Origin of the sequence: Brevundimonas sp. (assembly GCF_030704825.1) — a bacterium.
GTDB lineage: Bacteria > Pseudomonadota > Alphaproteobacteria > Caulobacterales > Caulobacteraceae > Brevundimonas.
This window is the reverse complement of sequence record NZ_JAUYNX010000014.1, coordinates 347469-374000: the sequence shown is the minus strand read 5'-3', so window position 1 is coordinate 374000 and position 26532 is coordinate 347469. Positions and strand designations below refer to the sequence as shown.

General features: G+C 68.7%; 19 protein-coding genes and 1 pseudogene. 13 read left to right on the top strand and 7 right to left on the bottom strand.

What is annotated here, in order from left to right; translation table 11 throughout:
- Positions 1-54 precede the first annotated feature (54 nt).
- The 7 genes and pseudogenes from Q8Q71_RS07170 to dsbD all read right to left on the bottom strand — a co-directional run bounded on the left by Q8Q71_RS07170 (position 55) and on the right by dsbD (position 7279).
- Positions 55-885, bottom strand: a pseudogene (locus tag Q8Q71_RS07170) (sulfite exporter TauE/SafE family protein).
- Positions 886-925: 40 nt separating this feature from the next.
- A complete protein-coding gene (locus Q8Q71_RS07165; RefSeq protein WP_305758935.1) occupies positions 926-1345 on the bottom strand; it encodes a TIGR01244 family sulfur transferase in 420 nt (139 codons plus the stop codon).
- Between the two features lie 66 nt (positions 1346-1411).
- Positions 1412-2305: an MBL fold metallo-hydrolase gene (locus Q8Q71_RS07160; protein WP_305758934.1), complete on the bottom strand. Its 894-nt coding sequence runs from the start codon at positions 2303-2305 to the stop codon at positions 1412-1414.
- A gap of 84 nt (positions 2306-2389) precedes the next feature.
- On the bottom strand, positions 2390-3829 hold the full coding sequence (locus Q8Q71_RS07155) for a bifunctional UDP-sugar hydrolase/5'-nucleotidase (protein WP_305758933.1): 1440 nt from the start codon (positions 3827-3829) through the stop codon (positions 2390-2392).
- 16 nt (positions 3830-3845) lie between these two features.
- Complete coding sequence (locus tag Q8Q71_RS07150) at positions 3846-4520, bottom strand: DsbA family protein (protein WP_298747965.1); 675 nt, start codon at positions 4518-4520, stop codon at positions 3846-3848.
- 37 nt (positions 4521-4557) lie between these two features.
- Positions 4558-5355, bottom strand: a complete 798-nt coding sequence (locus Q8Q71_RS07145; protein WP_298747962.1) for a TlpA disulfide reductase family protein — start codon at positions 5353-5355, stop codon at positions 4558-4560.
- 1 nt (position 5356) lies between these two features.
- Complete coding sequence (dsbD, locus tag Q8Q71_RS07140) at positions 5357-7279, bottom strand: protein-disulfide reductase DsbD (RefSeq protein WP_305758932.1); 1923 nt, start codon at positions 7277-7279, stop codon at positions 5357-5359.
- A gap of 61 nt (positions 7280-7340) precedes the next feature.
- Here dsbD and Q8Q71_RS07135 point away from each other — a divergent pair, with 61 nt between their 5' ends.
- The 13 genes from Q8Q71_RS07135 to Q8Q71_RS07075 all read left to right on the top strand — a co-directional run bounded on the left by Q8Q71_RS07135 (position 7341) and on the right by Q8Q71_RS07075 (position 26461).
- A complete protein-coding gene (locus Q8Q71_RS07135; protein ID WP_305758931.1) occupies positions 7341-7994 on the top strand; it encodes a response regulator in 654 nt (217 codons plus the stop codon).
- Complete coding sequence (locus Q8Q71_RS07130; RefSeq protein WP_305758930.1) at positions 7991-9334, top strand: ATP-binding protein; 1344 nt, start codon at positions 7991-7993, stop codon at positions 9332-9334. Before Q8Q71_RS07135 ends, Q8Q71_RS07130 begins: the two co-directional genes overlap by 4 nt.
- Positions 9335-9542: 208 nt before the next feature.
- Positions 9543-11123, top strand: coding sequence for a bifunctional UDP-sugar hydrolase/5'-nucleotidase (locus tag Q8Q71_RS07125; protein ID WP_305758929.1), 1581 nt, complete (start codon positions 9543-9545; stop codon positions 11121-11123).
- Complete coding sequence (locus Q8Q71_RS07120) at positions 11120-12469, top strand: alginate export family protein (RefSeq protein ID WP_305758928.1); 1350 nt, start codon at positions 11120-11122, stop codon at positions 12467-12469. The genes Q8Q71_RS07125 and Q8Q71_RS07120 overlap by 4 nt, the downstream gene beginning before the upstream one ends.
- Positions 12470-12484: 15 nt before the next feature.
- Entirely contained in the window at positions 12485-14101 is a 1617-nt protein-coding gene (locus tag Q8Q71_RS07115; RefSeq protein ID WP_305758927.1) for a cbb3-type cytochrome c oxidase subunit I, read from the top strand.
- The gene (locus tag Q8Q71_RS07110; RefSeq protein WP_298747941.1) at positions 14098-14718 is read left to right on the top strand and encodes a cbb3-type cytochrome c oxidase subunit II; all 621 of its coding nucleotides are present in this window, start codon (positions 14098-14100) and stop codon (positions 14716-14718) included. The genes Q8Q71_RS07115 and Q8Q71_RS07110 overlap by 4 nt, the downstream gene beginning before the upstream one ends.
- Positions 14715-15956 carry a c-type cytochrome gene (locus Q8Q71_RS07105; RefSeq protein WP_298747939.1) on the top strand — a complete coding sequence of 414 codons (1242 nt, stop codon included), beginning with the start codon at positions 14715-14717 and terminating at the stop codon, positions 15954-15956. Before Q8Q71_RS07110 ends, Q8Q71_RS07105 begins: the two co-directional genes overlap by 4 nt.
- A gap of 3 nt (positions 15957-15959) precedes the next feature.
- A complete protein-coding gene (locus Q8Q71_RS07100; RefSeq protein WP_305758926.1) occupies positions 15960-16997 on the top strand; it encodes a c-type cytochrome in 1038 nt (345 codons plus the stop codon).
- A gap of 4 nt (positions 16998-17001) precedes the next feature.
- Entirely contained in the window at positions 17002-19137 is a 2136-nt protein-coding gene (locus Q8Q71_RS07095; protein ID WP_305758925.1) for a cation-translocating P-type ATPase, read from the top strand.
- Positions 19128-20399 carry a DUF3422 family protein gene (locus Q8Q71_RS07090; protein WP_371315934.1) on the top strand — a complete coding sequence of 424 codons (1272 nt, stop codon included), beginning with the start codon at positions 19128-19130 and terminating at the stop codon, positions 20397-20399. The genes Q8Q71_RS07095 and Q8Q71_RS07090 overlap by 10 nt, the downstream gene beginning before the upstream one ends.
- Before the next feature lie 258 nt (positions 20400-20657).
- Positions 20658-23852, top strand: a complete 3195-nt coding sequence (locus Q8Q71_RS07085; protein WP_305758924.1) for an efflux RND transporter permease subunit — start codon at positions 20658-20660, stop codon at positions 23850-23852.
- Positions 23833-25002 carry an efflux RND transporter periplasmic adaptor subunit gene (locus Q8Q71_RS07080; protein WP_305758923.1) on the top strand — a complete coding sequence of 390 codons (1170 nt, stop codon included), beginning with the start codon at positions 23833-23835 and terminating at the stop codon, positions 25000-25002. The genes Q8Q71_RS07085 and Q8Q71_RS07080 overlap by 20 nt, the downstream gene beginning before the upstream one ends.
- On the top strand, positions 24956-26461 hold the full coding sequence (locus Q8Q71_RS07075; RefSeq protein WP_305758922.1) for an efflux transporter outer membrane subunit: 1506 nt from the start codon (positions 24956-24958) through the stop codon (positions 26459-26461). Before Q8Q71_RS07080 ends, Q8Q71_RS07075 begins: the two co-directional genes overlap by 47 nt.
- Positions 26462-26532 lie beyond the last annotated feature (71 nt).

Sequence of the window (26532 nt, the reverse complement as noted above, 5' to 3'; positions counted from 1 at the left end):
AGCGCCCGAGACTTACGCCAGCCTTAAGAACCTCCGGTCGCCTGAAAACATCGGTTAGACAAACCCAAGCGCATCGGCGCTTCGATAGAGCATGTAGATGGCCACGACGAAGATCAGCGCCGCGAACACCGAGTTCAGCGCGCCCTTCTTGTCGGAAAGGTGCCTGGCCAGTCGCGAGCCGAACAACCCGCCCACCACGCCGCCGCCGACGAAGGCGAAGGCCAGCGGCCAGTCGACCCAGCCGGACAGGGCGTAGTTGAACGCCGTGGTCAGGCCAAAGGCCGTCACGCCGACGAGCGACGAGCCCACGGCGTAATAAATCGGCATGCGGGTCGAATACATCAGGCTGGGCACGATCAGGAAGCCGCCGCCGATCCCGAAGAACCCGGACAGGATGCCGGTCGCCGTTCCTGTGCCGATCCCGAAGAACCCGGACAGGATGCCGGTCGCCGTTCCTGTGCCGATCAGCTTGGGGGCGTTCTACCGCGTCAACAGGACCGTCGCATCGCCCGAAGCCGATCGGCCGCGCATCATCAGCGCGCCCACGACCAGCATCAGCACCGCGAACAGGGCCAGCAGCTGTTGTCCGTCTATGGCCTTGCCGAGGGTGGAGCCGACCAGCGCCCCGATCACGCCGGCCCCGGCGAACAGGCCGGCGATCTTCCATTTCACCGTGCCGCCGCGAGCATGGTTGACCAGGTTGGCGGCGGCGTTGGCGGCGACCGCGAACGCGCTGGTCCCGATCGCCAGATGCGGATCCTTCACGCCCACCAGATAGACGATCAGCGGCACGGCCAGAATGGATCCTCCGCCGCCGACCAAGCCGAGCGAGAAGCCCACGACCGCGCCGGCGCCGGCACCGAGGAAATATTGAAGCAGGCTCAGGGTCGTCACGGCCCGGGTCCCTGGGCCGCGGGCGCGGGCATCAGATGGGTCCTTCGAGGCGCGGCTTGAGGCCGGTCACATCATGGTCGGCGCCTTTCGCCGTCGCGATCAGGGCAGCCGCCCGCTGCTCGTCCTTGCCTACGAGGGCCCAGAGCTTCGTCGTGCGCGCGCCCGGGCGGCAGAAGCCGAGGATCGGCCCGGGCAGATCGGCCAACGCTACCCTGAAGGTGGCGACGTCCGCTTCCCCGATCGCGTCGCCAACCACGGGGATGTGGCGAAACTCAAGACCGGCGGCCTCGGCCGCGGCGGCGATCTCGGCGGCCGCGGGCTGCCTGGGCGCCTCGCCATCGGGGCGGTTGCAGATGACGGAACGATAGCCCCGGGCGGCGAGGGACGGCAGGTCCGCCGGACTCAGCGGCGGCGAGATCGAGAGGGTTTCATCGAGCGGGCGAATGTCCATGACGGTTCTCTCCTGGGCCGGGTGGCGGCGGGGGCGAGGGCGGCGGCGCCTTGCGGCGTCCGTCGTTCAACCCAGGCTGACCGGAAAATAGTTGGCGGGAATACGGAAGAACACACGACCGTCGGCCTCCGCCTCGGGCAGGACGCCGCCGCGGATGTTCACCTGAAGGGCGTAGAGCATCAGTTTGGGCAGCGGCAGGGTCGCGTCCCTCGCCTCCCTGAGGGTGACGAATTCGGACTCGGAGCGCCCGCCGCCGACGTGGATGTTGTCGCGGCGCTGATCGGCCACGGTGCTGAAGCAGGCAGGTTCCCGACCGTCCGGCCCGTAGTCGTGGCCGACGAAGACGCCGGTTTCTTCCGGCAAGGCCAGGATGTCCTGGATGCTGCCGTACAGCACGTGGGCGTCACCGCCCGGAAAGTCGGCGCGGGAGGTGCCCGCATAGGGCATCATCAGGGTGTCGTGCACGAAGGCGCAGCCGCCGACGACATAGCTGATCGACGCCAGGGTGTGGCCGGGGGACAGCATCACCCGGCCCTCCAGTCCGCCGATCCGGAAGGTGTCGCCGGCGGCGAACAACCGGTCCCACTGACGCCCGTCGGTCGGAAAGCTTTCGGGGAGCCGGTAGATGTCCTTCCACAGGGCCTGGACGCCCCGAACCTTTTCGCCAATGGCCGTCGGTGCCCCGAGCTTCTCGTGAAGATAGGGAGCGGCGGAGAAATGGTCGGCGTGCGGGTGGGTGTCGAGAATCCACTCCACCTTCAGGCCGGCCTCGCGGACATGGTCCACAAGCGCGTCGGCATTGCGGGTGGAGGTGGCGGCGGCCTTTTCGTCGAAATCCCACACCGGGTCGATGATCGCCGCCACGCCCGAGTCCGGATCGCTGACCACATACTGCCAGCTGCCGGTCTTCTCGTCATGCAGCGCCGCCACCTGCGCGCCGCCATGGCTGATGTATCGCATCGATGATCCTCCGGCGTGACGGATGCCGTCAGGCGCAATAACTTCCATGATTGCGCAAAGGATGCGGGATGAACGGCGCGAGGGTCAGACGACAATGACGCTGGGGGGCCGCAGACCGTCGCCGACGACGTTCCTTGACAGCCAGCGTCGCAGGGCCGTGATCGCATCGATTTGCAGATCGCGACGCCCGGTTCCATATCGCCTGGGCACGCCCTGGGTGGTGACGAAGGCGCAAGGGTAGACGCGCTCCGGATCGACTGGCTCATCGCCGACAAACAGGCGATCGACGCGCTCGCCCTTCGGGTTCTCGAGTTTCACGAACACCGTCAGGCCGCGGCAGCGCTTTATGTAACCGCCCATCTGGGCATAGGGGTCGGCGGCGAAGGTGCGCTCGAGATTGTCTTCCAGAAGCTCGTGAATCTCCGCTCCGGTCAGATCGACCCGGGAGACCGGCGGGTTCATCGGAATGATGTTGTAGAGATCGTTCAGGGTCACCGGGCCTGGCGCGACCGGCGCGCCGTAACGCCACCCGTTGGAAAAGGCGATCTCGACCTCGGCCGCCGCCGCGATCGCGTCGAGAAGGACGTCGTCCATCGGCGCGCTGGGCATGGCGTAGCGGTGCAGCGGCCGGGTCGTGCGGCCGACCACTTCGGAGAGCCTGTCCCGGTGCGGCGCCATGGCGTTCTCGACCAGGGCCGCCATCTCCGGATCCTCGGGCCAGCCGTCGTCAACGGGGATCAGCTGGTGGCGATGGCTGACGATCCGCCCCGCCTCGACGTCCAGGTCGAGCCGTCCGACGAAGGCGCCGTGACAGCCGGACTGGAAGATGATCGCACCGTTCACCACCACCGGCTCATGCATGCGGTTGTGGGTGTGGCCGCTGTGGATGACGTCGATGCCCGCCACGTCGTTGGCGAGCTGGACGTCCTGGGGAAAGCCGAGGTGCGACAGGACCACGACGAGATCGACGCCCTCGTCCGAGCGCAGCGCCGCGACGTGATCCCGGCATTCCTCGACGCCGATCTCGAAGCGCAGTCCCTCGCTGAAACTGGGGGGCATGGTCTTGTCGACGATGGGACAGGCCAGTCCGACGACCCCGACCTTGAGTCCGCCGCGGTCGAACACGCGACGCCCCTCAAAGGCTGGAGCGCCGTCCGATTTGCGAAAGACATTGGCGGCCAGCACCGGATAGTCCAGCTGCGCGGCGAGCCTGGCGAATCCGGCCGGCCCATAGGCGAACTCCCAGTGCGCCGTCATGGCGTCGATCTTCAGGGCGTTCATCAACGGAACCAGGGCCTCGCCCTTCGACTCCAGGGCGACATGGGTGCCGTGGAAGGTGTCGCCGTTGTCCAGGGTCAGAACGGCGCCCTCCGACTCGACCCGCGCCTTGGCGAAGATCGAGGCGATGCGTGCCAGCCCGCCCAGCCTCTCGAACCGCCAGCCGCCTCCGGTTCGCACCAGTTCTGGATGAGGCTCGAGATAGCCGTGCAGGTCGTTGAGCTGAAGCAGGGTCAGATGGGCCAAGGCGGTCGTGCTCCGTTCAGCGGAGCGGCTCTCCCGCGCGGATGCGGGCGATCACCGCCTGTAGCTGCGCCAGGGGCATACCCCCGGGGATCAGGTTGCCGTTGATGATAAAGGCCGGCGTGCCCTGAAGGGCCAACGCGGAGGCCTCGCGTTTGTTTCTGTCCAGGACGGCGTCGATCTCGGCCCGGTGGGTCTGGAGGTCACGATCCAGCCGGGTCATGTCCACGCCGGCGGATTCAGCCAGGGTCCGAATGTCGTCCTCGCCGGCGATGCGATTGGCCGAGCGCATGAAGGCGTTGTGAACGGCTTCGTATTTGCCCTGATAGCCAGCCGCGAGCGCGGTCCGCGCCGCGGCCGTGGACGGCTCGCCGAAGATCGGCCAGTCCTTGTAAAGAATGCGGACCTTGGGGTCGGCTTCGAGCAGGGCCGCCAGTTCCGGGTTCATCTGGCGGCAGTAGGGGCAGTTGTAGTCCATGAAGCCGATGATCGTGACGTCGGCCTTCTCCGCCCCGATGAACGGCGCGGCCGGCGTCCGCAGCAGGTCGGCGAAGCCGACGCTGGTGACGAGGGCACCGTCCTGCGTGGCCGTGCCGGCGGATTCCGTCGTGGAATTCTCGGCTCCCGCGGGGTTGCAGGCGGCGAGCGCCAGGGCGCCCAGGACGGTGGCGACCATATGATGTGTGTTGAGCATGCTCTTCTCCAGTGCTGTCTCGAATGATGTGGAACCGTCAGCGGGCGATGGCCTGCAGTTCGGCGTCGATCTGTTCGGGCGAAATCTCGCCCATGTGCGACTTTCGCAGGGCGCCGTCGGCGTCGATGAACAGCGTCACCGGAATGCCGAGGGTCCCATAGTGTCTCGGCAAGGCCATCGCCTCGTCGAGCAGGACGGTGTCCAGCTCCAGGCCCTGGCCGTCGAGGAAGCGGTTGATGGTTTCAGCACCTTCGCCCTGGTTGACGAAGAGGAACCGGACGTCCGGATTGGCCGCCTCGGCGGCCGCCAGGACCGGCATTTCCCGGCGACACGGCGGGCACCAGGTGGCCCAGACATTGATCACGGTCGGTCGGCCGTCGCCCTCGGCGAGGTTCAGCGGGGCGCCGTCGATCTGAGCCAGGGTAAGGTCCGGCATCGGCTTGGCGTCGGTCTGGGCGGTCAGTTGGTAGGCGACGTTCCAGACGAAGACCGCCGCGATCACGGGAGCGAGCCCATAGGCCATCAGACGGCGCTGTTTGAGAATTAAAGGGCTGGCGAGGCCGACCGCGACCAGGGCCCAGGGCCAGGAGAAACCGCCCTGCCAGACGGCGAAAATTCGCAGCAGGTCCCCTTCGAAATAGGACCAGTGACCGATCACATGAGCCAGGCGCGCTATGGCCACGCCGCCCAGCGCCACCACCGTGCTCCAGGGGTTGAACCGTCCGCTCACCCGGCTCGCGAGAATCCCTGACACGATCAGGAAGGCCGCCACGCCGAGAATGATGGCGAACCGTTCGGCGGACAGGACCAGAGGCCCGATGACGATCGCGCCCATCTCAGCCTCCCTGCGCCAGGGTCAGGGCGTCAAGAACGCCCTTGGCTCCGGTTTCGCCGACGATCCGCGTATCGGCGGGCTCGCGCGCTTCGGCATCCAGGAAGATCATCGTCGGGGGACCAACCACGGCGAAGGCTTCCATCAGGGACCGCGCCTCGACGTCGGTCTTTGTGACATCGACCTTGATCAGAGAGACCTCCCCCAGACGGGCCCGGACTTCGGGATCCTCGAAGACCTCGCGTTCGATGACCTTGCAGCTCACGCACCAGTCCGCCGTGAAATAGACCAGCGACGGCCGTCCGGACTGGCTCGCCAGGGCGGTCGCCTGTCGCAGCCCGGCCTCGTCGGTCACCACGGTTTCGGTGTAGTCCGGGGGAGCCGCCGCCGCCCGGACGCCGCCGAAGGGCTCGAGGGGTTGCAGGGGATCGGTCGCGCCCGCGCCCGCGCCCACCAACAGCATCACGCCCCAGACGGTCGCCGCCAGCCCCGCGACACGCGCCATCCGCGCGCCGAGGCCGTGCGCCGGATCACGCTGGAACAGCCCGAGCGCCGCGGCCGCCATCAGAAGGAGCGCGGCGCCAGTCACCAGGGTCACGACCGGCGGCAGGATGCGGGATCCCAGCCACCAGGCGGTCGCCAGGAACAGGAAACCGAAGACGGCCTTGACGCGGTTCATCCAGGGGCCGGCTTTGGGCAGAAGGCGCGCGCCCATGGTGCCGAACATGATCAGCGGCACGCCCTTGCCGAGACCCAGGGCGAACAGGGCGCCGGCCCCCAGCGCGAGATCGCCGGTCTGGGCGATGTAGAGCAGGGCTCCCGCGAGCGGCGCGGTGACGCAGGGCCCCACGATCAAGGCGGATACGAATCCCATGCCCGCCGCGGAGGGCGCCGAGCGTCGGCCCGTGCCCCGGTCCACCGACAGCCGCGACGTCCAGGCGGACGGCAGCTGGAGTTCGAACAGTCCGAACATGGACGCGGCCAGAACCACGAAGACCAGCGACAGCGCGCCGACCGCCCAGACGGATTGCAGCGCCATCTGCAGATTCTGCCCCGACCAGGCGGCCGCCATGCCCAGAAGCGCGAAGGCGGACGCCAGGCCCAGAACATAGGACCCGGACAGGATGAAACCCCGCCGGGGGTCGCGCCCGTCCACGCCCCGTCCGATCACGCCGGCGAGGATGGGGTACATGGGGAAGACGCAGGGCGTGAACGCCAGCAGAATTCCGAAACCAAAGAAGGCCAGAAGCACCCAAGGGGCGCCGCCGTGCAGGGACAGGGATTCCACCATTCCGCCGCCCGACTGGAGTTGCACCTCGCCGGTTCCGGAGGCGACGGGACCCGGGGCGGCGACGCCGCCGGGGCTTTCGGCGAACGACGCTTCGGCGGCGGCGATCGCCAGGGCGCTGGCGCTCGCCGCGACCGCGTCCGAAGGGTCGCTGGTCGCCAGGGTTTGCGCGGGCGCCGCGCGGCCTTCCGGCAGAACCGGCAGGGCCACGGTCTCGGTGACGGGCGGGTAGCAGATCGAGTCCTCGACGCAGCCCTGATAGGTGATGTTGACCGTTTGGGAAGAGCCGGCGCCCTCGAGCGTCGCCTGGGTCAGGGTCGCCTGGCCGGCGTCGCGCCAGATTTCGACGACGCCGAAGCCGGGGTCGTCCTTTTGTTGGCCCGGAGCCAGGTCCAGGGCGAGCGCCGTCTTGCCGTCCGCCGCCGTGGCCACGGTATGGCCCCGGTAAAGATAGTGTCCGGGCGCGATGCGCCACGCGAAGGTCACATCGCCGGCCTCGGTGCGGGTGACCGAGAGGTCGAAGGCGTCCTGCGGAGACAGGGGCGCCTGGGCTGCGGCGGGCAAGGTTCCGGCCAGCGCCATGATCACCAGGGCGAGGGCCAGTCTCACGCCGGAAATGAAGGCGAAGCGCTTTTTCATGCGGCGTCGATCGTCATCGCAGCTTAAGTCAGCCTTAAGCCTGGAGGCCGATCCGATCGCCATGCGCATCCTTGCCGTAGAAGACGACCCCATTCTCGCCAACGGCCTTCAGGTCGGTCTGACCACCTATGGCTGGACCGTCGATGTCGCCGGCACCGTCCAGGACGCCCTGGCCGCTCTGGACTGTTCCAGCTTCGACGCCGTCGTGCTGGATCTCGGCCTGCCGGACGGCGACGGTCTGGAGGTGCTGCGCTTCGTCCGACGCCGCGAGATGGCGGTGGCCGTGCTGCTCCTGACCGCCCGGGACTCCGCACCCGATCGCGTCGAGGGCCTGGATGCGGGCGCCGACGACTACCTCGGCAAGCCTTTCGATCTGGAGGAGCTCGCGGCGCGGCTGAGAGCGGTCCGTCGCAGGGTCCTCGGGCGGGCGTCCGCGCCCTTGAAACACGGCGATCTCGTTCTCGATCCGAAGGCCCGTCTCGCCTGGCTGGGCGACCGGGACGTCCCCCTCTCGCGCCGCGAGTTCGCGATCCTGGAGGCCCTTATCGAGCGTCCGGGCCAGGTGCTGTCGCGCGGACAACTGGAAGAGAGGCTCTATGGATGGCAGGAAGACATCGGCAGCAATGCCGTGGAAGTGCACATCCACCATCTGCGCGCCAAATTCGGCGCCGATCTGATCCGAACGATGCGCGGCCTGGGATACGCCTTGCGATGAGCTCGATTCGCCTCAGACTGTTCGTTATCCTCGCCCTTGCCTCGACGGTCGTCTGGAGCCTGGCGGCGGGCTGGGTCTATGTCCGCACCCAGCACGAGGTCGAGCGCGTCCTCGACGCCCGCCTGATTGAGGCCTCGCGCATGGTGTCGTCCCTGCTGTCCAGCGGCGATGTCGCCCGCGTACCGTCGGACGCCGCGGCGCTGGCGTCCGCCACGAGCCGAACCTCCTACGCCCGCCAGCTGTCCTGCCAGATCTGGTCGCTTGACGGCGCGCTCATCGGTCGTTCGGACGGGGCTCCGGGTTCGCGTCTCACGACCGCTGCGACGGGGTTCTCCGAGACGGTGATCGACGGGGAGCGCTGGCGTGTCTACGCCGTCGAGAACCGCGAGGCCGGCGTCCGCGTCCTGGTCGGCGACAATCTCGGCATGCGCGACCATCTGGTTCAGAGCGTGATCGCAGGCCTGATCGCCCCGGCCGGGCTGGGGCTGCTGGCGATGGCGGGCCTGATCTGGATGTCGGTGGGTCGCGGCCTTGCCCCGATCCGGTCGGTCACCCGCGCCATCGCCGCGCGCGACGCCGATGACCTGACCCCGGTCATGACGCCCGAGGCCGCCGACGAACTCAAGCCGTTCACCGACGCCCTGAACGGCCTCATCGGGCGTCTGGACGCGGCGCGACAGCGCGAGTCGCAATTCATCTCCGCTGCGGCGCATGAACTGCGCACCCCCCTCGCCGGCCTGCGCGTCCAGGCCCAGATCGCCGCCGCCGCCAAGGACAAGACCGTGCGCGACGGCGCCCTGGCGCAGATGACCGAGTCCGTCGATCGCACCGCGCGACTGGTCAGCCAGTTGCTGGAAATGTCGCGCAGCGAGGCCCTCTCATCGACCCTGGAGGAGCGACGCTGGATCCCGCTGGCCGACCTCTGGCCGGATCTCATCAAGCGGGCGGGAGACCACCCCGGCATCGCGATCCATCGGCCCGGCCCCTTGAGCCTGCACGCGCAACCCCATCCGCTCTCCGTCATCCTCGGCAACCTGTTGTCCAACGCCGCCACCTATGCCGAATCCCGCGTCGAGGTCCGCCTGGAGGCCGACGGACATTTGACCCGACTGATCGTCGAAGACGACGGCCCCGGCGTCGGCTTCTCCGATCTGACCAGCCTCGGCCATCGCTTCTTCCGGGCGGCCAACGCCCGTCCGGGCGGCAACGGCTTGGGGCTGTCAATCGCCCAGGCCTGCGCGCGCGCTCAAGGCTGGCGGATGGACTATGCGCGCTCGGCGCTTGGGGGGCTGCGGGTTGACCTGATCATGCCCGTAACCGACGTGCGCGCCGAGGTCTGAAAAGACCTTGCCGCCAGAACGTCGGAAACATCGACGTTCGTCAAACGCCCCGTCCCAACCCCAATCACGGTCCGCCCCGACCTGACGCCGGATTTGCTCTCGCCGCGGAGCGACCGGTGGTCGTAAAAATGGTGGACCGAATCCGGCCTTAAGACTGCCTTAAGGTAGGACGTGTGGCTCCTGCGGCAAAACGTCGGGAGAAAAACGCATGAAGCTCGGAATGATCGCGGTCGCGCTTGGACTGGTGGTCGCGGCCGCGCCGCGCCCGGCTCTGGCCCAGGATCGCGCCTTCACCCTGTTGCACACCAACGACATGCACGGGCGTCATACGCCTTTCCCGGTCGCGCCGGGCGACGCCACCGCCCAGACGGGCGATCCCGGCCGCGACCCGGCCCAGTTCGACCGGGCCGCCATGATCGGCGGCTTCGCCTACCTCGCCTCCGCGATCGAAAACGTGCGCCGGAAAGTCGGACCCGACTCTGTGCTGCTCGTGGACGGGGGCGACACCTTCAGCGACGACCTGGTCGGCAACGCCACGCGAGGCGAGGCGATGATCCGGCTGATGAACGCGGTCGGCTATCGCTTCATGGCCCTGGGCAATCACGATTTCGACTACGGGCTGGACCGGACCCGGGAACTTCAGGCCATCGCCGACTTTCCGATGCGGGGAGCCAACGCCCTGATGGACGGCGAACCCATATTCGGACGGCCGTGGGAGATGTTCGAGGTCGGCGGCGTCCGGGTCGCTGTGCTGGCCCTTAGCTATCACAACACCGGCGAGACCGGATCCAAGGCCAACACCCGGGGCGTGACCTTCACCAACGGCATCGACGCGGCGCGCGCCTTTCTGCCGCAAATGCGCGAGGCCGCCGAAGTGGTTGTGGTCCTGTCGCACCAGGGCACCGCCGTAGATCGCGAGATGGCGCGACAGATTCCCGACATCGATCTGATCGTGGCCGCTCATTCCCACGACCGGATCGATCCCCCCGAGCGGGTGAACGGGGTCTGGATCGCCCAAGCCGTGTCCGATGCGGCCGCTCTTGGCGAGCTGACCGTCACCGTGGACGCGGACGGCGAGGTGTCGGCGGTCGAGGGCAAGGTGACCGACCTCTGGAACGACCGGATCGACCCGGATCCCCGCATCGCCGCCCTGGTGTCCGATCTGGACGGACCCCATCGCGCCCGCCTCGATGAGGTCCTGGCCACGGCCTATGATCGGATCGGACGCCAGTACAAATCTGAAAGCCCCTTCGACGTTCTGGTCGGCGACCTGATGCGCGAACGCACGGGCGCGGACATCGCCTTCATGCCCGGCGTCGGTTACGGCGTTTCCGTCACCCCGGGACCGGTCACGCGCGATCGCCTGGTCACCCTGCTGCCCCATCCGACGAGGATGGTGACCCTGCGTTTGACGGGCGCCCAGGTCCTGTCGATCCTCGAACAGAGCGCCACCAACCTCGGACCCGAAGATGTCTTCGACCGCGTCGGAGGCCTGGTGCAGACCTCCGGCATCGGCTGGACCTTCGACCTTAACCGTCCAGCTGGACGGCGCGTCAGCGACGTCACGATCGATGGCCGCGCGATCGAAGCCGACCGGCTGTATCTCGCCGCCACCAATGTCGGCATGCTGGAAGGGCTGCATCGCTATGCCGCCTTCGCCCAGGGCCAGGACACCCAGGTGCATGATGTCAGCGTCACCCAGGTCGTCGAGGAGGGGATGGTTCGCCGCGGCGTCCTGACCGCCCCTGCCATGGGTAGGATTCGTCGTATTGGACCCGTCGCCCGATGATCGCACCGCTCCTCGCGGTCTTGGCGATATCCCATCCGGCCGCGGCGCAGTCGGCGCCGGTGATCGCTCCGGAGGCCCCCGCCACACCCTCGCGCTGGACCGTATCTGGCAGCCTGCGGGTTCGCGCGGAAACCCTGGCGGGCCAGTTCCGTCCGCGTTTCGCCGAACATGACGACGTCCTGTTCACCCGCGCGACCCTGGCCGTGGGCTACGACGCCGGTCGCGTTCGCTTCGGGACCGAATTGTACGATTCTCGGGCGTTCGGACAGGATCCCCTGTCCTCCGTGGGCACCAGCGAGGTCAACGGACTCGAACTGGTGCAAGCCTTTGCCGATATCGATCTCGGCGGCGACGGCGACAGCGTTCTCCGCCTGGGCCGGATGACGATGGACGTCGGGTCCAAGCGGCTGGTCTCGCGACAGAATTTCCGCAACACCACCAACGCCTATACGGGCGCGCGGCTTCAGACCCCGCTGGGGGGCGGGAACCTGACCGCGTTTTGGGTCATGCCCCAGTACCGCTTGCCCGACGACCGGGCCGGCGTGGAAGGCCATGCCGTCGAATGGGACCGCGAAAGCACCGACCTGCAGTTCTTTGGCGCGTCATGGGTGGGATCGCTCGATGATCGGGCCACCACCCTGGAAATCTACGGCTATGGGCTGAACGAACAGGATGACCCGGCCCTGCAGACCCGGGACAGGCGGCTGTTCACGCCCGGCTTTCGCTTGCGTCGGGGGCCCGGGACCGGTCGGGTGGATTTCGAGCTCGAGGCCGCGGGACAGGTCGGCACGGCCCGACGGACGGCCGCCGTGGCCGACACGCGCGATCTGGACGTCGGCGCCTGGTTCATGCACGCCGAAGTGGGCCGAACCTTCGATCGCGTCTGGAAGCCCCGGCTGGCGGTCCAGTATGACCACGCCAGCGGCGACGAAGGCGGAGACCATTACGCGCGGTTTGATCCACTGTTCGGCGCCCGTCGGTTCGAGTTCGGCCCCGCCGGTCTCTACGGGCCCGTCTCGCGCCAGAACCTGAGGTCGCCTGGCGTCCGGGTCGAGGTCAGGCCCTCCCCCCGGTTCGAGGCGATGGCGATGTACAGGGGGCTCTGGCTGGACAGCCCGACCGACGCCCTCGGCCTGACCTTGGTCGCCGACCCTTCGGGTCGCTCCGGGCGGTTCGCCGGGCAGCAGATCGAAGCGCGGGCGCGATATGCGCTGCGACCCGATGGCGCCTGGCTGGAAGTCGGAGCGGCCCGGCTGTTCAAGGGGCGGGTTCTGATCGACGCGCCCGGCGCGCCCGATACCGGCGATACCGTCTATGGATATGCAGATGTCACCGTCGCATTCTGATCCGGGAGAACGCGCGTGTCGGTGACGATCGGCCTTTTGCTGGCTCTCAGCTTCCTTGTCTCCCTGCTGGCGCTGGCCTTCCTGATCTGGGCGGTGACCAACCGTCAGATGGAACTGCACCAGGGTCAGGCCTATACGGTGTTCGTCCCCGGCGAGGCCGGGCAGGCCGACGACGCCACCATGGCCGGCGACGACCCACAGGCCCTCGGCCCGCACCACTATGACACCGCGCGGGCGGGGATCGACGCTGTCTCGCGACGGCCCGTTCTGGTCCTGCTGGCGAGCGGCATCTTCTGGCTTGTGCTGGGGTCCGTGTTCGGGGTCATGGCCTCGCTCAAACTGCACTGGCCGGACTGGCTTTCGGCCTATGGTCCCCTGACCTTCGGGCGGGTCCGGACCCTGCATCTGAACATGGTGGCCTACGGCTGGCTGTCGCTGACCGGCATCGGGGTGGCGATATGGATCGCGCCGCGCATCTTCCACACCGCGCTGCGTCATCCGCGCCTTCCGATCCTGGGCGCCGCGCTCTGGAACATCGCCCTGGCCGCCGGGGCCGCGGCCATCGCTTCCGGCTGGACCGACGGCGAGGAATGGCTGGAGATTCCCTGGCAGATCGACATCCTGCTGGCCGCCGCCGGGGCCTGTTTCGTCCTGCCCCTGCTGCGAACAGCGCTGAATCGCAACGTCGGCCACATCTATGTGACCGGCTGGTACTATCTTGGCGCCCTGTGCTGGTTTCCGATCCTGTTCTTCATCGCCAACCTGCCCGGCCTGCATTCGGGCGTGCAGGAAGCCACCGTGAACTGGTGGTTCGCCCACAATGTCCTGGGTCTGTGGCTCACCCCCCTCGGTGTCGGCGCGGCCTATTATTTCATTCCCAAGATCATCGGCAAGCCGATCTATTCCTACAGCCTGTCGCTGCTCGGCTTCTGGGCCCTGGCCCTCTTCTACAGCCAGGTCGGCATCCACCATCTGATCGGCGGCCCGGTCCCCACCTGGGTCGTCACCCTGTCCATCGTCCACAGCGTGATGATGTTCGTCCCGGTGATCGCCGTGGCCGTCAATCAGCACGTCACAGTCGCGCGCAACCTCTGGGTCTTCAAGGCTTCCATCCCCCTCAGATTCATCTCCCTGGGCGCGCTCATGTACACGGCGGCCTCCTTCCAGGGGTCGATCGAGGCGCTGCGCAGCGTCAACACCGTGACCCACTTCACACAATACACGGTCGGCCACGCCCATCTCGGCGCCTATGGCTTCGTGTCCTTCGTTCTGTTCGGCGCCGTCTACCACACCCTGCCGCGGCTGACCGGTCGCGCCTGGCCCTGGCCCAGGTTGATCGCGGCCCATTTCTGGCTCGTGGTCGCCGGCTTCGCCGTCTATTTCGTGTCATTGACGGTGGGCGGCGTCCTCCAGGGCCTGGCGATGCTGGATGTGACCCGTCCTTTCGCCGACAGCGTGACGCTGCTCAAGCCATATCTCGAGGCCCGGTCCGTGGGCGGTATCCTGATGACCGTGGGCCATCTGATCTTCGCGATCCATTTCATGGCCGTGATCGTGCGCGGACGGGCCCCGTCGTCCGCGTCGGACGCCACTGACTCGCCGCCCGACACCGTTCCGGCGACCGCCGCATGAACCGCGTCATTCCCCTCGGCGTCCTCGCCCTCGCCATCCTGGCCTTCGCCACCCTCCTTCTCGTGATCCTCCCAGGCATCCAGATACGGACCGAGCCCCCCACACCGGGTCTCGAGGCCTATACTGCGGCGGAATCGCGCGGCCGCGACATCTATGTCTCGCAGGGCTGCGTGTCCTGTCACAGCCAGCAGCCCCGGTCGCTGGACCAGGCCCCCGACGCCGAACGTGGTTGGGGGCGCGCCTCGGTGGCCTCGGACTATTTCTACGATCAGCCCCACCAGCTGGGCACCATGCGGACCGGGCCGGATCTTCAGAACGTCGGCGCACGGCTTCCCAGCCGGGACTGGCATCTCACCCATCTCTACCAGCCCCGGGCCGTGTTCGACTGGAGCATCATGCCCGCCTATCCCTATCTGTTCGAGATCAAGGACAAGGCGGCCAGGGGCGATGTCGTCGTGGCCATGCCCGGGGGCTATGCGCCCGCGGGCAAGGTCGTCGTGGCCCGCTCCCAGGCCCTGGATCTGGTGGCCTATCTCAAGAGTTTGGACAGGACTTTCCCGGCGCCCCGCGCCGGCGTTCGCGATGACGGCTACAGCGAGAGGGGCGAGCCGCGATGATCCGCCTTCCCTGGACACGGCGAACCCCCGACCCGGTCGAACGACGCGAGACGGACGAGGCCTACGAACCCTATGAGGAGTTCCGGCGCATCCCGCTCCCGGTTCTCTGGATCGCCGTCGCCCTGGCCCTCTGGGGCGGCATCACCCTGTGGGACAACAGCCAGGCCGTCGCGATCGGCCGGTCCGAACGCGCCGCCCAGATGGCCGAATTGCCCCGTCATGCGGTCAATTCCGGGGCGCAGATCTTCGAGGCCCGCTGCTCCTCCTGCCATCAGCCCAACGCCGTGGGGGTTCGCGGCGCCGTGCCGCCCCTGGAAGGCTCAGCCTTCGTCTCGGCCGATCCCCAGGTCGTGGTCCAGATACTGCTGCACGGGATCGACGGCCCCATCGCCGTCAGCGGTCGGACCTTCAACGGCCATATGCCGAACTTCTCCAGCGTTCTGTCCGACGAAGAACTGGCCCGCGTCGCCTCGTACGTCCGCCAAACCTGGGGCGGAGCCGAGGCCCCGGTCACCCCCGCCTTCGTCGCGGCACAGCGTCGCCGGTTCCCTGACCGGGGGCCCTGGCGGGGCGGCGTCGAGATCGTCTCCCGCATGGCGCCGGACCTGGCGCCGCAACCCGTGTTCGTCGCGCCGCCCCCGGCCGCGATTGACGCCGGGGTGATCCGACTGATCAACGAGGGGCGAGGCGACGCCTGGTCCTGTTCGTCCTGTCATGGGACCCGGGGCCAGGGCAGCGAGACCGTGCCCCGACTGGCCGGCCTGCCCTCGGCCTATATCGTCAAACAGCTGAACGACTATATCGCGGGCGCCCGCGAAAACGAGTCGATGGCCATTGTGGCCTCCGCCCTGTCGCCGGACGAGCGCCGCGCGCTTGGGGACTATTATGCGCGATTGCGGGCCCCCTCCACGGCCAGGCCGTCGCTCGGCGGAGACATCGCGCGGGGCGAACGCTTGGCGCTCTATGGCGACTGGTCCAAGAATGTCCCGGCCTGCTTCTCCTGCCACGGCCCCTCGGGCTTTGGGGTCGCGCCGCAGTTCCCGTCTCTGGCCGCCCAGCATCCCGCCTATACCGCCTCTCAACTTTCCGCCTGGGCCGGAGGACAGCGCGACAATTCCTCCGTCGATCTGATGAACGCCGTCTCCCGCAACCTGTCGGACGCCGATCGCCGCGCCGTGGCGGACTATCTCGCCACCTTGCCGCCCAATCCCGCTTCACCTCCTGACGACAGGCGCTAGACCATGTCCGATGACCCCAAATCCCCGCCCCCCGCCACCGGCCCCGACAAGCCGCGCAAGGGCGGCCTCGCCCGCGACGCCATCTTCGCCGTCGCCGGCGGACTGGCCCTCTTCGTGATCGGCACCCTGGCCGTCGACGCAGGCTGGATTCGCGATCGCAAGGGCAGCGAAGGCGGCGATGGACCGGGTCTCGAGCCGGCCGCCTATTTCCAGCCGCCGATGTCCTCGGCCATACCGGACGGTCCCTCCGGCGACGCCATTCGGCGCGGCGAGGCGATCTTCATGAACACCCCGGCGAATGCCTCGGACTTCGTGGGCAACAGCCTGTCGTGCGCGGCCTGCCATCTGGACGGCGGACGACGGCCGGACTCGGCGCCGATGTGGGCCGCCTGGGTCGCCTATCCGAAATATCGCTCCAAGAACAAGCAGATCAATACGATGGAGGATCGGATCAAGGGCTGTTTCACCTATTCGATGAACGCCCAGGCCTCGCCGAGCGGCGGCCCACCGCCCGCTGGCCACGACGTCTACAAGGATCTGCAGACCTATATGCATTTCCTCGCCACCGGGGCCCCCACGGGCGTCGATATGGAGGGCTCGGGCTATCCGGAGCTGCAGAAGACCGCCCTCGGATATGACCCCGTCCGCGGGCAGCAGGTCTTCGCCGCCAACTGCGCGGTCTGCCATTCCGCCGACGGCCAGGGCCAGGCCGACGCCAACGGGCGCACGGTCTTTCCGCCCCTTTGGGGTCCGCAGTCCTACAACTGGGGCGCCGGAATGGCGCGCGTGAACACGGCCGCGGGCTTCATCAAGGCCAATATGCCCCTCGGCCAGACCAACCGGCTGACCGATCAGCAGGCGTGGGACGTGGCGGCCTACATCAACAGCCAGGAACGCCCCAGGGACCCCCGCCAGACCGGTACGGTCGCCGAGAACGCCGCGCGCAACCACACCGGCGCGGAGACTTTCTACGGGCGGATCTATCACGGCCGGCTGCTGGGCGCCGGCGCCCCGCCAGCGGCGCCGGCCGGGGGACGTTAGGCCGGTGCCCGCCGCCGTCACGCGGCAGCTGTTCGCCGTGGACGGCCTGTGGTGCGGCGGCTGCGCGCGAGGCCTGGAAAGCCGCCTCCGCGCGATCGACGGCGTGATCGGCGCCGGCGTCCACTATGTCACCGCCTCGGCCCTGGTGCAGTGGGACCCGGACCGGTGCGACGCGGAGGCCGTCCGTGCCTGCGTGCACGAGGCGGGCTACCGCCTTCTGGAGCGCAGCGACCCCCAGACCATTCGCCTGCGACTGGACCGGGAGGTCCGTTCGCTCACCCTGCGCCTGGTCGTGGCGATCGCCTTCGGCATGTGGTCCATGGCCTGCGCGGTGGTGCTGTATCTGGACCCGGGATTGTCGCCCGCCGCAGCGTGGTGGATCGCCCTGGCCAGCGGCGTCCTGGCCGGGCCCGTTATCCTGTTCAGCGGCGCAGGAATCGGACGGATGGCGGCGCGATCGATCCGTCTTCGCGCGCCCGGTCTGGACCTCTTGATCAGCCTCGGCGTGGTCGGCTCCGTCGCCACCTCGGCGCTCGCCCTCGCTCGCGGGGGGGCACAGGTCTATTTCGACACCGCCACCATGCTGGTCACCCTGCTTGTGCTGGCCCGTTTGATCGAGACCCACGTCCGCCGAAACGCCACGGACGCCACGCTCGCCCTCGGTCGTCTGTTCGACGACACCGCTGAGCGGCGCGATGGCGCGGGCGGCTGGGAGCCGGTGGCCTGCGATCAGCTGGCGATCGGCGATGTCGTTCAGGTTCGAGCGGGCGGCGTCTCGACGGTCGACGGCGTCGTCGTGAGCGGGCGAAGCGCCGTCGATACCGCTATTCTGACAGGCGAAAGCGGCGCGAGCGCTCTTGGGGTCGGCGACCGCATCGCCGCCGGCACGGTCAATCTCGTCCGGGCTGTCGAGGTGCGTGTCGATCGTGTATCAGGCGACCGCGACGTGGACCGCATGGGCGGCCGCATCGCGATAGAACTGGCGGCGCGGGGCGAACCGATCGACAGCGTGAGCCGCGCGGCCGGCCTCCTGACGACCGCCATTCCCGTCGTTTCGCTGCTCATCGTTCTGGTCACCGCGATCCTGACGCGTTCGATCGAAACCGGACTGGTCCGGGGCCTGGTCGTCATGTTGGCGGCCTGCCCCTGCGCCCTGAGTCTCGCGGCGCCCCTCGTCCACTTGCGGGCCAGCGTGATTGCCGCCGGACGCGGCTTTCGTCTGGTGGACGCCGCCGTGGTCGAACGCCTGACCGGGGCCCGTACGGCAATCTTCGACAAGACCGGCACCCTGACGGCCGGTCAGCCCCGGGTCCTGTCGGTCGAGTCCCGGGCCGGCTGGACCGACGCGGAGGTCGTGGCGCTCGCCGCTCGGGCCGAGACGGGTCTCGACCATCCACTCGCCCGGGCCGTGACGGCGCATCATGGCGGTCCCCTCGGGGCTGGAGGATCGCGTGGCTCCCGCGACGCCCGGGGGTTCGACCCCGCCGGTCGCCGGATCCGGGTCGGCGGCGCGCCAGGCGGCGCGGCGGAGGGCGCCACGCGCCTGCGGGTCTGGCTGGACGACGTCCCGGTAGGGGACCTGCTGATCGGGGACGCGATCGATCCCGAGGCCGGAGACACCATTCTGGAGCTGCGGCGGCGCGGCATCGACGTCCTGTTGGCCACCGGCGACGCCGAAGGTCCGGCCCACGCCGTCGCCCGCGCGGTGGGCCTCAGCCCGTCCAGCGTTTTCGCCGGCTGCACCCCCCTGTCCAAGGGCGAACTGGTCCGGCGCGCACGGGGGCCGGTGCTGTTCGTCGGCGACGGCGTGAACGACGGGCCGGCGCTGGCCGCCGCGGACTGCGGGATATCGGTCGCGCGAGCGCACGCCGCGGCGTCGGCGACCGCCGCCGTCGTCATCACCCGGGGCGGGCTGGGCCGGGTGGTCGACGTCTTGGACCTCGCCGCGGCGGCGCGACGCCGGTTGCGACAGAACATCGTGCTCGCCCTCGCCTACAACCTCTTCGCCTTGCCGGCGGCGGCTCTGGGCCTGCTCAGTCCCGCCTGGGCCGCCGTCGCCATGATCGCCAGTTCCCTGGCGGTCACGGCCAATGCGATGCGCCTGATGATCGCCGACCAGGGGGCGTCGCGATGGAACTGAAGAGCCATCCGATGCGGGACCGAATCGTATCGGAAATGCATCTACGCCGAATGCCGCCCCTGACGACGCCGTGCCGGATCCTCCAGGTCCTGCGTCTTGTCGAAGGCGCGGACCGGGAACGGGAATATGCGTCGCTCCTCGCCCTGGCCGAACGATCGGGCGATCAGGATCAGGTGTTCCCGCGCCATGGACGCGGCATGATCGCCGGCGGTCCGGTGTGGCTCTGGGAACGGCACAGCGAGGCCTCGACCTATACGGTCATCTCCTACGCGGCGGGCGAGCCCTTCTCCCTGGAGCCTCATCCGCCCGTTCTGCTGGATTGGCTGGAAACCGCCCCGGGCCTGGTGATCCGGGCGGTCCGGGTCGTGGTCGAGGCCGACGAGCGCCGGGCCGTCCCGGCCGTCGCCGAGCTTGATCCCGAAGACCTGATCAGCTGTCGAAAGGACGAGGCGCGCCTGTGGTCCGACTTCAAGGTCCATGATGACGGCTGGGGGCGTCTGGTGCTGGCCGCGGGCGGCATGCATCCGGCCGATCTGGGACGGCTGGCGCAGCGGGTCCAGGAGCTCGGCAACTACCGGAACCTGGCGCTGCTGGCCTTGCCGATGGTTCAGGAGCGAGCCGCCGACCTCGACCGACTGGAGGCCGCCTTGGTCGCCGTCTCGGAGCGACTGACCCAGGACCGGGACGATCAGACGCTGCTCGACGAGATCAGCCGGCTGTCAGCCGAGGTCGCCAGCCTGACGGCGACCACCGCCTTCCGACTGGGTGCGATGGCGGCCTATTCCGGCATCGTGGCTGACCGGTTGCGAGATCTGGACTGCGTCCGCATCGAGGGATTCCAGCGCCTCGACGACTTCATCGACCGCCGCCTGACCCCCGCGACCCGGACATGCCAGGCGTTCTCGGGACGCCTGGACGCCCTGGCCACGCGGCTGGAACGCGCGACGGCCCTGCTCAGGACGCGGATCGAGATGCGTGTCCAGGCCCAGAACACCGCCTTGCTGCATTCGGTCGAGCGGACCAGCGCGCGCCAATTGAAGCTCCAGCATCTGGTCGAGGGTCTGTCGGTCGTGGCCGTCAGCTATTATGCGCTGGGCCTCCTGGGGTATGGGCTCAAGCCGTTGGCGCATAGCTACGGCGTCTCGCCGGAAGCGCTGGCGGCGCTCGCGGCGCCGGTGACCATCCTGTTGGTCTGGTACTATCTGCGACGTCGGGTCCGTCGGCTTGAGGGCGATGAAGCTCGCGGCCACCCGCCGTCCTGATCCCGTCGGAGACGGCCCCGGGAAACCTCAGCGTCAGGCGGCGCCCATGCCGGGTCTCCGGTTCGGCGCTTCGCCCGCCGGACCCCGGGGCAATGAAGCGTTCTCACTCAAACGTCCCCCGCATCGGATCAGTCGTCACGGCGCGACGCCTCTTAAGATCGACTTAAGCTGAGCCGCGTCTTCGGCTTCCCGAACGACTTGAGGGACCATGATGAGCGTTGCAGCGTCGCATACGACGGCCTTGGGTCGGACAGCGTCATGATGGGGATCGTCCGGATCGCGTTGACGCGTCCGCTCACCTTCATCGTCATGGCCATCCTCATCGCGCTGGGCGGAGCCGTGGCGGCCGTTCGCACGCCCATCGACATCTTCCCCGACATCCGGGTGCCGGTCATCGCCGTGGCCTGGACCTATGCGGGCCTGCCACCGCAGGAAATGGCCGGGCGGATCATCACGCCGTTCGAGCGGGCCCTGTCGGCCACGGTCAGCGATGTCGAACATATCGAGAGCCAGTCCATGCCCGGCGTGGGGATCGTGAAGATCTATTTTCAGCCCGGCGTCGACATCCGCACAGCGACCGCGCAGCTGACCTCGATTTCCCAGACCATGCTTCGCCAGCTGCCCCCTGGCACAAGCCCGCCCTTCATCGTCAACTATGACGCCTCGACCGTCCCGATCGTGCAGCTGGCCCTTTCGGGGGAAGGGCTCACTGAACAGCAGCTCTACGATCTCGGTCTCAATCAGGTTCGACCGCAGCTGATCACCATCCCCGGCGCGGCCGTGCCCTTCCCCGCCGGCGGACGACAGCGGCAGGTGCAGATCGACCTCGACCCCCAGGCGTTGCGCGCCCGCGGTCTGTCGGCCCAGGACGTCTCGCTGGCGATCGCGGCCCAGAACCAGATCAATCCGGCGGGCTTCGCCAAGATCGGCGAGTTCCAGTACAACATAAAGCTCAACAACGCCCCGGGATCGATCGAGGCGCTGAACGATCTGCCGGTGAAAGTGGTCGACGGGGCCACCATCTATATCCGCGACGTCGCCAATGTCCGCGACGGAAGCGCGCCCCAGACCAACGTCGTTCACGTCAACGGTCAGCGCTCGGCGCTGATGACGGTCCTGCGGGGCGGGTCCGCCTCGACCCTGTCGATCGTCGAGGGCATCAAGGCGAAGATCCCTGAAATCGCGGCGGGGCTCCCCGACGCCCTCACCATTCAAACCATCGGCGATCAGTCCGTCTTCGTCCGAGGGGCGCTCGAAGCCGTGGTCGTCGAAGGCGTGATCGCCGCGGCGCTCACCTCGCTCATGATCCTTCTTTTCCTCGGATCCTGGCGATCGACGGTGATCATCGCCCTCTCCATACCCCTGGCCGTCCTGGCCGCGATCGCCGCCCTCTCGGCCAGCGGACAGACGCTGAACGTCATGACCCTGGGCGGACTGGCCCTGGCCATCGGCATCCTCGTCGACGACGCCACGGTGACCATCGAAAACATCAACTGGCATCTTGAGCAGGGCAAGGGCGTGCGCGACGCCATCATGGACGGCGCGGCCCAGATCGTGACGCCCGCCTTCGTCTCCCTCCTGTGCATCTGCATCGTCTTCGTCCCGATGCTCCTGTTGCCAGGGGTCGCCGGCTACCTCTTCGTGCCGATGGCGCTGGCGGTGGTGTTCGCCCTGATCGCCTCCTTCGTGCTGTCGCGAACCCTGGTCCCGACCCTGGCCAAGTATCTGCTTCGGCCGCATGTGCCCGGCCTGGATCTCCATGCCGCCGGCAGACCGGGCTCCCGCAACCCCCTGGTGCGCTTCCAGCGCGCGTTCGAAGCGCGATTCGAGCGGACGCGGATCGCCTATGGTCGGCTGCTGGGCCGGGCCCTCGGGGGCCGGCGCGTGTTCATCCCCGTGTTTCTGGCCGTGGTGCTGGCGTCGTTCGCCCTGACGCCCTGGCTTGGCCGCGACTTCTTCCCCAGCGTCGATTCCGGGCAGATCTCGCTTCACGTCCGCGCGCCCGCCGGCACCCGGATCGAAGAGACGGCGGTCGTCATGGACCGCGTCCAGCAGCGCGTCCGCCAGTTGATCCCCGACAGCGAGTTGCGCTCCATCGTCGACAATATCGGCCTGTCCAGCGCCCCGCTGAACACGGTCTACAACAACAGCGGCACGGTCGGTTCGAGCGAAGGCGACATTCTGATCGCCCTGGAAGAAGGGCATCGCCCGACCGAACGCCATGTGGAGCGGCTCCGGGAGGAACTCCCCAAGAGCTTTCCGGGACTGAGCTTCGCCTTCCTGCCCGCCGACATCACGTCCCAGATTCTGAACTTCGGCTCTCCGGCGCCGATCGACATCCAGATCAGCGGACGTGATCTCGCGGCCAACGCGGCCTATGCGGAAACGCTGCTCCGCCGCCTGCGCGCCGTTCCCGGACTCGCTGACGCGCGCATCCAGCAGTCCGCCCGTTATCCGCAGCTGAACATCGATGTCGACCGCGCCCGCATCGCGCAATACGGCCTGACCGAACGCGACGTCACCGTCAGTGTCGGCAACGCCCTCGCCGGCACCTCGCAGACGGCCCCCGTGTTTTTCCTCAACCCGGAAAACGGAGTCTCCTACCCCGTCGTGGCCCAGGTGCCGGAGCATCGGGTCGGCTCCATCGAGGACCTGCAATCGCTTCCGGTGACCGGTGCGGGCGGTTCGGCCGCGCAAACTCTGGGCGGGTTGAGCGACTTGCGCCGAACTGGCGTCGCCTCGGTGATCAGCCATTACGACATCCAGCCGACGATCAATATCTTCGCCACCGCCCATGGCCGCGACCTCGGCGCCGTGGCCGGTGACGTGAAGGCCGTGATCAAGGATCTCGAGCAGGGCCAGCCGAAGGGCGCCAAGGTCACGGTCCGCGGCCAGTACGCCACGATGAACGCGGCGTTCGCGGGCCTGACGCTGGGGATGATCGGCGCGGTGCTGCTGATCTATCTGGTGCTGGTGGTCAATTTCCAGAGCTGGGCCGATCCGCTGGTCATCATCTCGGCCTTGCCCGGCGCCCTGGCCGGAATCGTCTGGATCCTGTTCGTCACCGGCACGACGCTCTCGGTGCCCGCCCTGACCGGCGCGATCATGTGCCTGGGCGTCTCGACGGCCAATTCGATCCTGATCGTCAGTTTCGCCCGCGAGCGGCTCGCCGTCCTCGGAGACGCCACCCAGGCCGCGCTGGAAGCCGGGCTCGTCCGTTTCAGGCCCGTTCTCATGACCGCCCTGGCCATGATCATCGGCATGTCGCCCATGGCGCTCGGGATCGGCGAGGGCGGCGAACAGAATGCGCCGCTCGGGCGCGCCGTCATCGGCGGGCTGATCCTGGCGACCGCCGCCACGCTGTTTTTGGTGCCCGCCATCTTCAGCTTCGTTCACCGTCGCGCGGGTCAACGCTCCGCAACAGGAAAACTCGATGTCGCCCATGTTCAGTAAGGTTCGCGCGGTCGGGCTGAAACCCGCCCTCGCGGCCGGCGCCCTTGGCGCGGTCGCGATCATCGCCTGGGGCGCGTGGGCGCGCGATGCGAACGACGACGCGCTCGCCGAAGTCTCCCGCGAGGCGGCGATCCCGACCGTCAGCCTGATCCAGGCGACCGCCGCGGACACGGAAGGCAAGCTGGTCCTGGCCGCGGAGATCCAGGCGTGGAACACCGCTGACATCCACGCGCGCACCAACGGCTATGTCGAACGCTGGCTGGTCGATATCGGCGACCCCGTGCGCGACGGCCAGATCCTCGCCGTGCTCGACGCGCCGGAACTCGACCTTCAACTGGCCCAGGCGCGCGCCCAGCATCAGATGGCCCTGGCCGATCTGTCGCTCGCGCGGGCCACCGCCGACCGCTGGGGCGCGCTGCTGGAACGGGATGCCGTATCGCGCCAGGCCGCGGACGAGAAGACCGGCGCCCTGGCCGCCAGCGCGGCGGTCGCCGACGCCGCCCGAGCCAACGTCCAGCGGCTCGCCGCGCTCCGGGGCTTCACACGGCTTGCCGCGCCGTTCGATGGAATCGTGACCAGCCGCTCGGCGGAGGTCGGGGCCCTGGTGACGGCGGGCGTGGCTGCAGCGCCGCTGTTCACGATCGCCGACACGCGTCGAATGCGCGTCCAGGTCCGCGTGCCGCAATCGGCGTCTGCCGATATCCGGCCCGGCATGCGCGCCGAGCTGCGGCTGCCCGAGGCGCCCGGCGAGCCCTTTCCGGCGGTGGTGACCCGGAGCGCCCAGGCCGTGGATGGGCGCTCCGGCACGATGCTGGTGGAACTCCAGGCGGACAACCCGCTGCGGCGGCTGAAGCCCGGAAGCTACGCTGAAGTCACCTTCCCCGTTACCGGCGGCGGCGGCGTCATCATCCCGGCGAGCGCCTTGATCCTCGGCCGCAACGGGCCTTCCGTCGCATCGGTCGATTCCAAAGGCAGGGTGTCCCTCACCCCGGTGCGCCTGGGTCGCGACCAGGGTCGCACCGTCGAGATCCTCGACGGCGTGCGACCGGGAACGCGCCTCATCAATGCGCCACCCGACGCCCTGGCCGACGGCGATCGGGTGAGTGTCCGACAACAACCACCTCGGGGCCGCGCCAATGCTCAGGACTAGGCTGGCCTGGCCTCTCGCGTTCGCCGCGCTTTCGGGATGCGCCCTGGCTCCGCCGCTTGAACTTCCGGTCACCCCGACCCCTTCCGTCTACAAGGCCTTGGCGACGGGGCCGGAGGGGCAAGGCGCCGGCGCGGCCTGGGCCTCGGCGACGCCCGGCGAGGCCGTCCCTCGAGGTGGCTGGTGGAGCGTGTTTCAGGACCCCGTGCTCGACGCGCTCATTCTCAAGCTGGATCGCGCGAGCCCAACGCTCGCGGCGGCGCTCGCCCGATACGATCAGGCCCGCGCGACCGCAGGCCTCGACTCCGCAGGTCTTCATCCCCGACTGACCGTCAGCGGCAGGGTCGAACGCCAACAGCAGTCACAGACCCGCGCGGGCGGGCAGACGCCGACAGACGCCTATGATCAATCCTTCCTCGGCGCGGCGCTCGGCTATGAACTCGACCTCTGGGGCCGGGTCCGCGACGCCGTGGAGGCCAGCCGCGCCGAGGCGGACGCCAGCGGGGCGGATCTGGTCAATGTCCGGCTGAGCCTGCAGGCCACCCTGGCCGACGCCTATTTCCGGCTTCGTGGGCTGGACTCGGAAATGGCGCTCCTGGATCAGACCGTGACGGCCTACAGCCACGCCCATGCGCTCACCGCGACCCGTCACGAGGTCGGGGTCGCGTCGGGGGTGGATGTGGGCCGGGCAGAAGCGCAACTCGCCGGCGCGCGAGCGCGCCGCGTCGACGTCCACCGCCGTCGCGTCCAGGTCGAGAACCAGATCGCGGCGCTCACAGGAGACGCCGCTTCGGAGTTCACCGTCCCCCGGTCCGGCAGCCGGCCTTTGCCGCCCCATATTCCAGGGGGCGTTCCTTCGGAGCTATTGCAACGGCGGCCCGACATCGCCGCCGCCGAGCGTCGCATGGCGGCGGCCAATGCCCGGATCGGCGTCGCGCGGGCCGCCTATTTCCCGGTCCTCAACATCGGTCTGGGAGGAGGATATCAGGCGGCCCATGGCGCGCTGCTCGCGGCGCCCGCGAGTTTCTGGAGCCTGGGTCCCCTTTCGGCGACGATCCCGCTGTGGGACGGCGGCGCGCGAAAGGCGGAGGTCGCGGCGAGCCGGGCCCGTCACGCGGAGCTGTCGGCCGCCTATCGGGGAACCGTCCTTGAGGCGTTTCGCGAGGTGGAGGACGCCTTGGCGGCGGCCCGGGATCTGGCGGAGCAAGCCACGCAGCAACGTCGGGCCGCGGACGCCGCGAAACGGACCGAGGCGCTGGCCCTCATCCTCTATGAGGAAGGCGCGAGCGACTTTCTCGAGGTCGTGACGGCGCAAACGGCGGCGCTCGAGAGCGAGCGTGCGGCCCTCTCGGTCGAGACGTCGCGGATGCAGGCCGCCGTCGCCCTTGTCCGGGCCCTGGGTGGTGGATATTCCGGTCCACAGACCGATCTCTCGGCCCCCGTGGCGATGGAGACGCCCTGATCGGGCCCGCAAGGCGCCGGCGGGTGGGTCTGATGATCCGATGGTGCCGGATATCGGAAGGATCGGCGTCC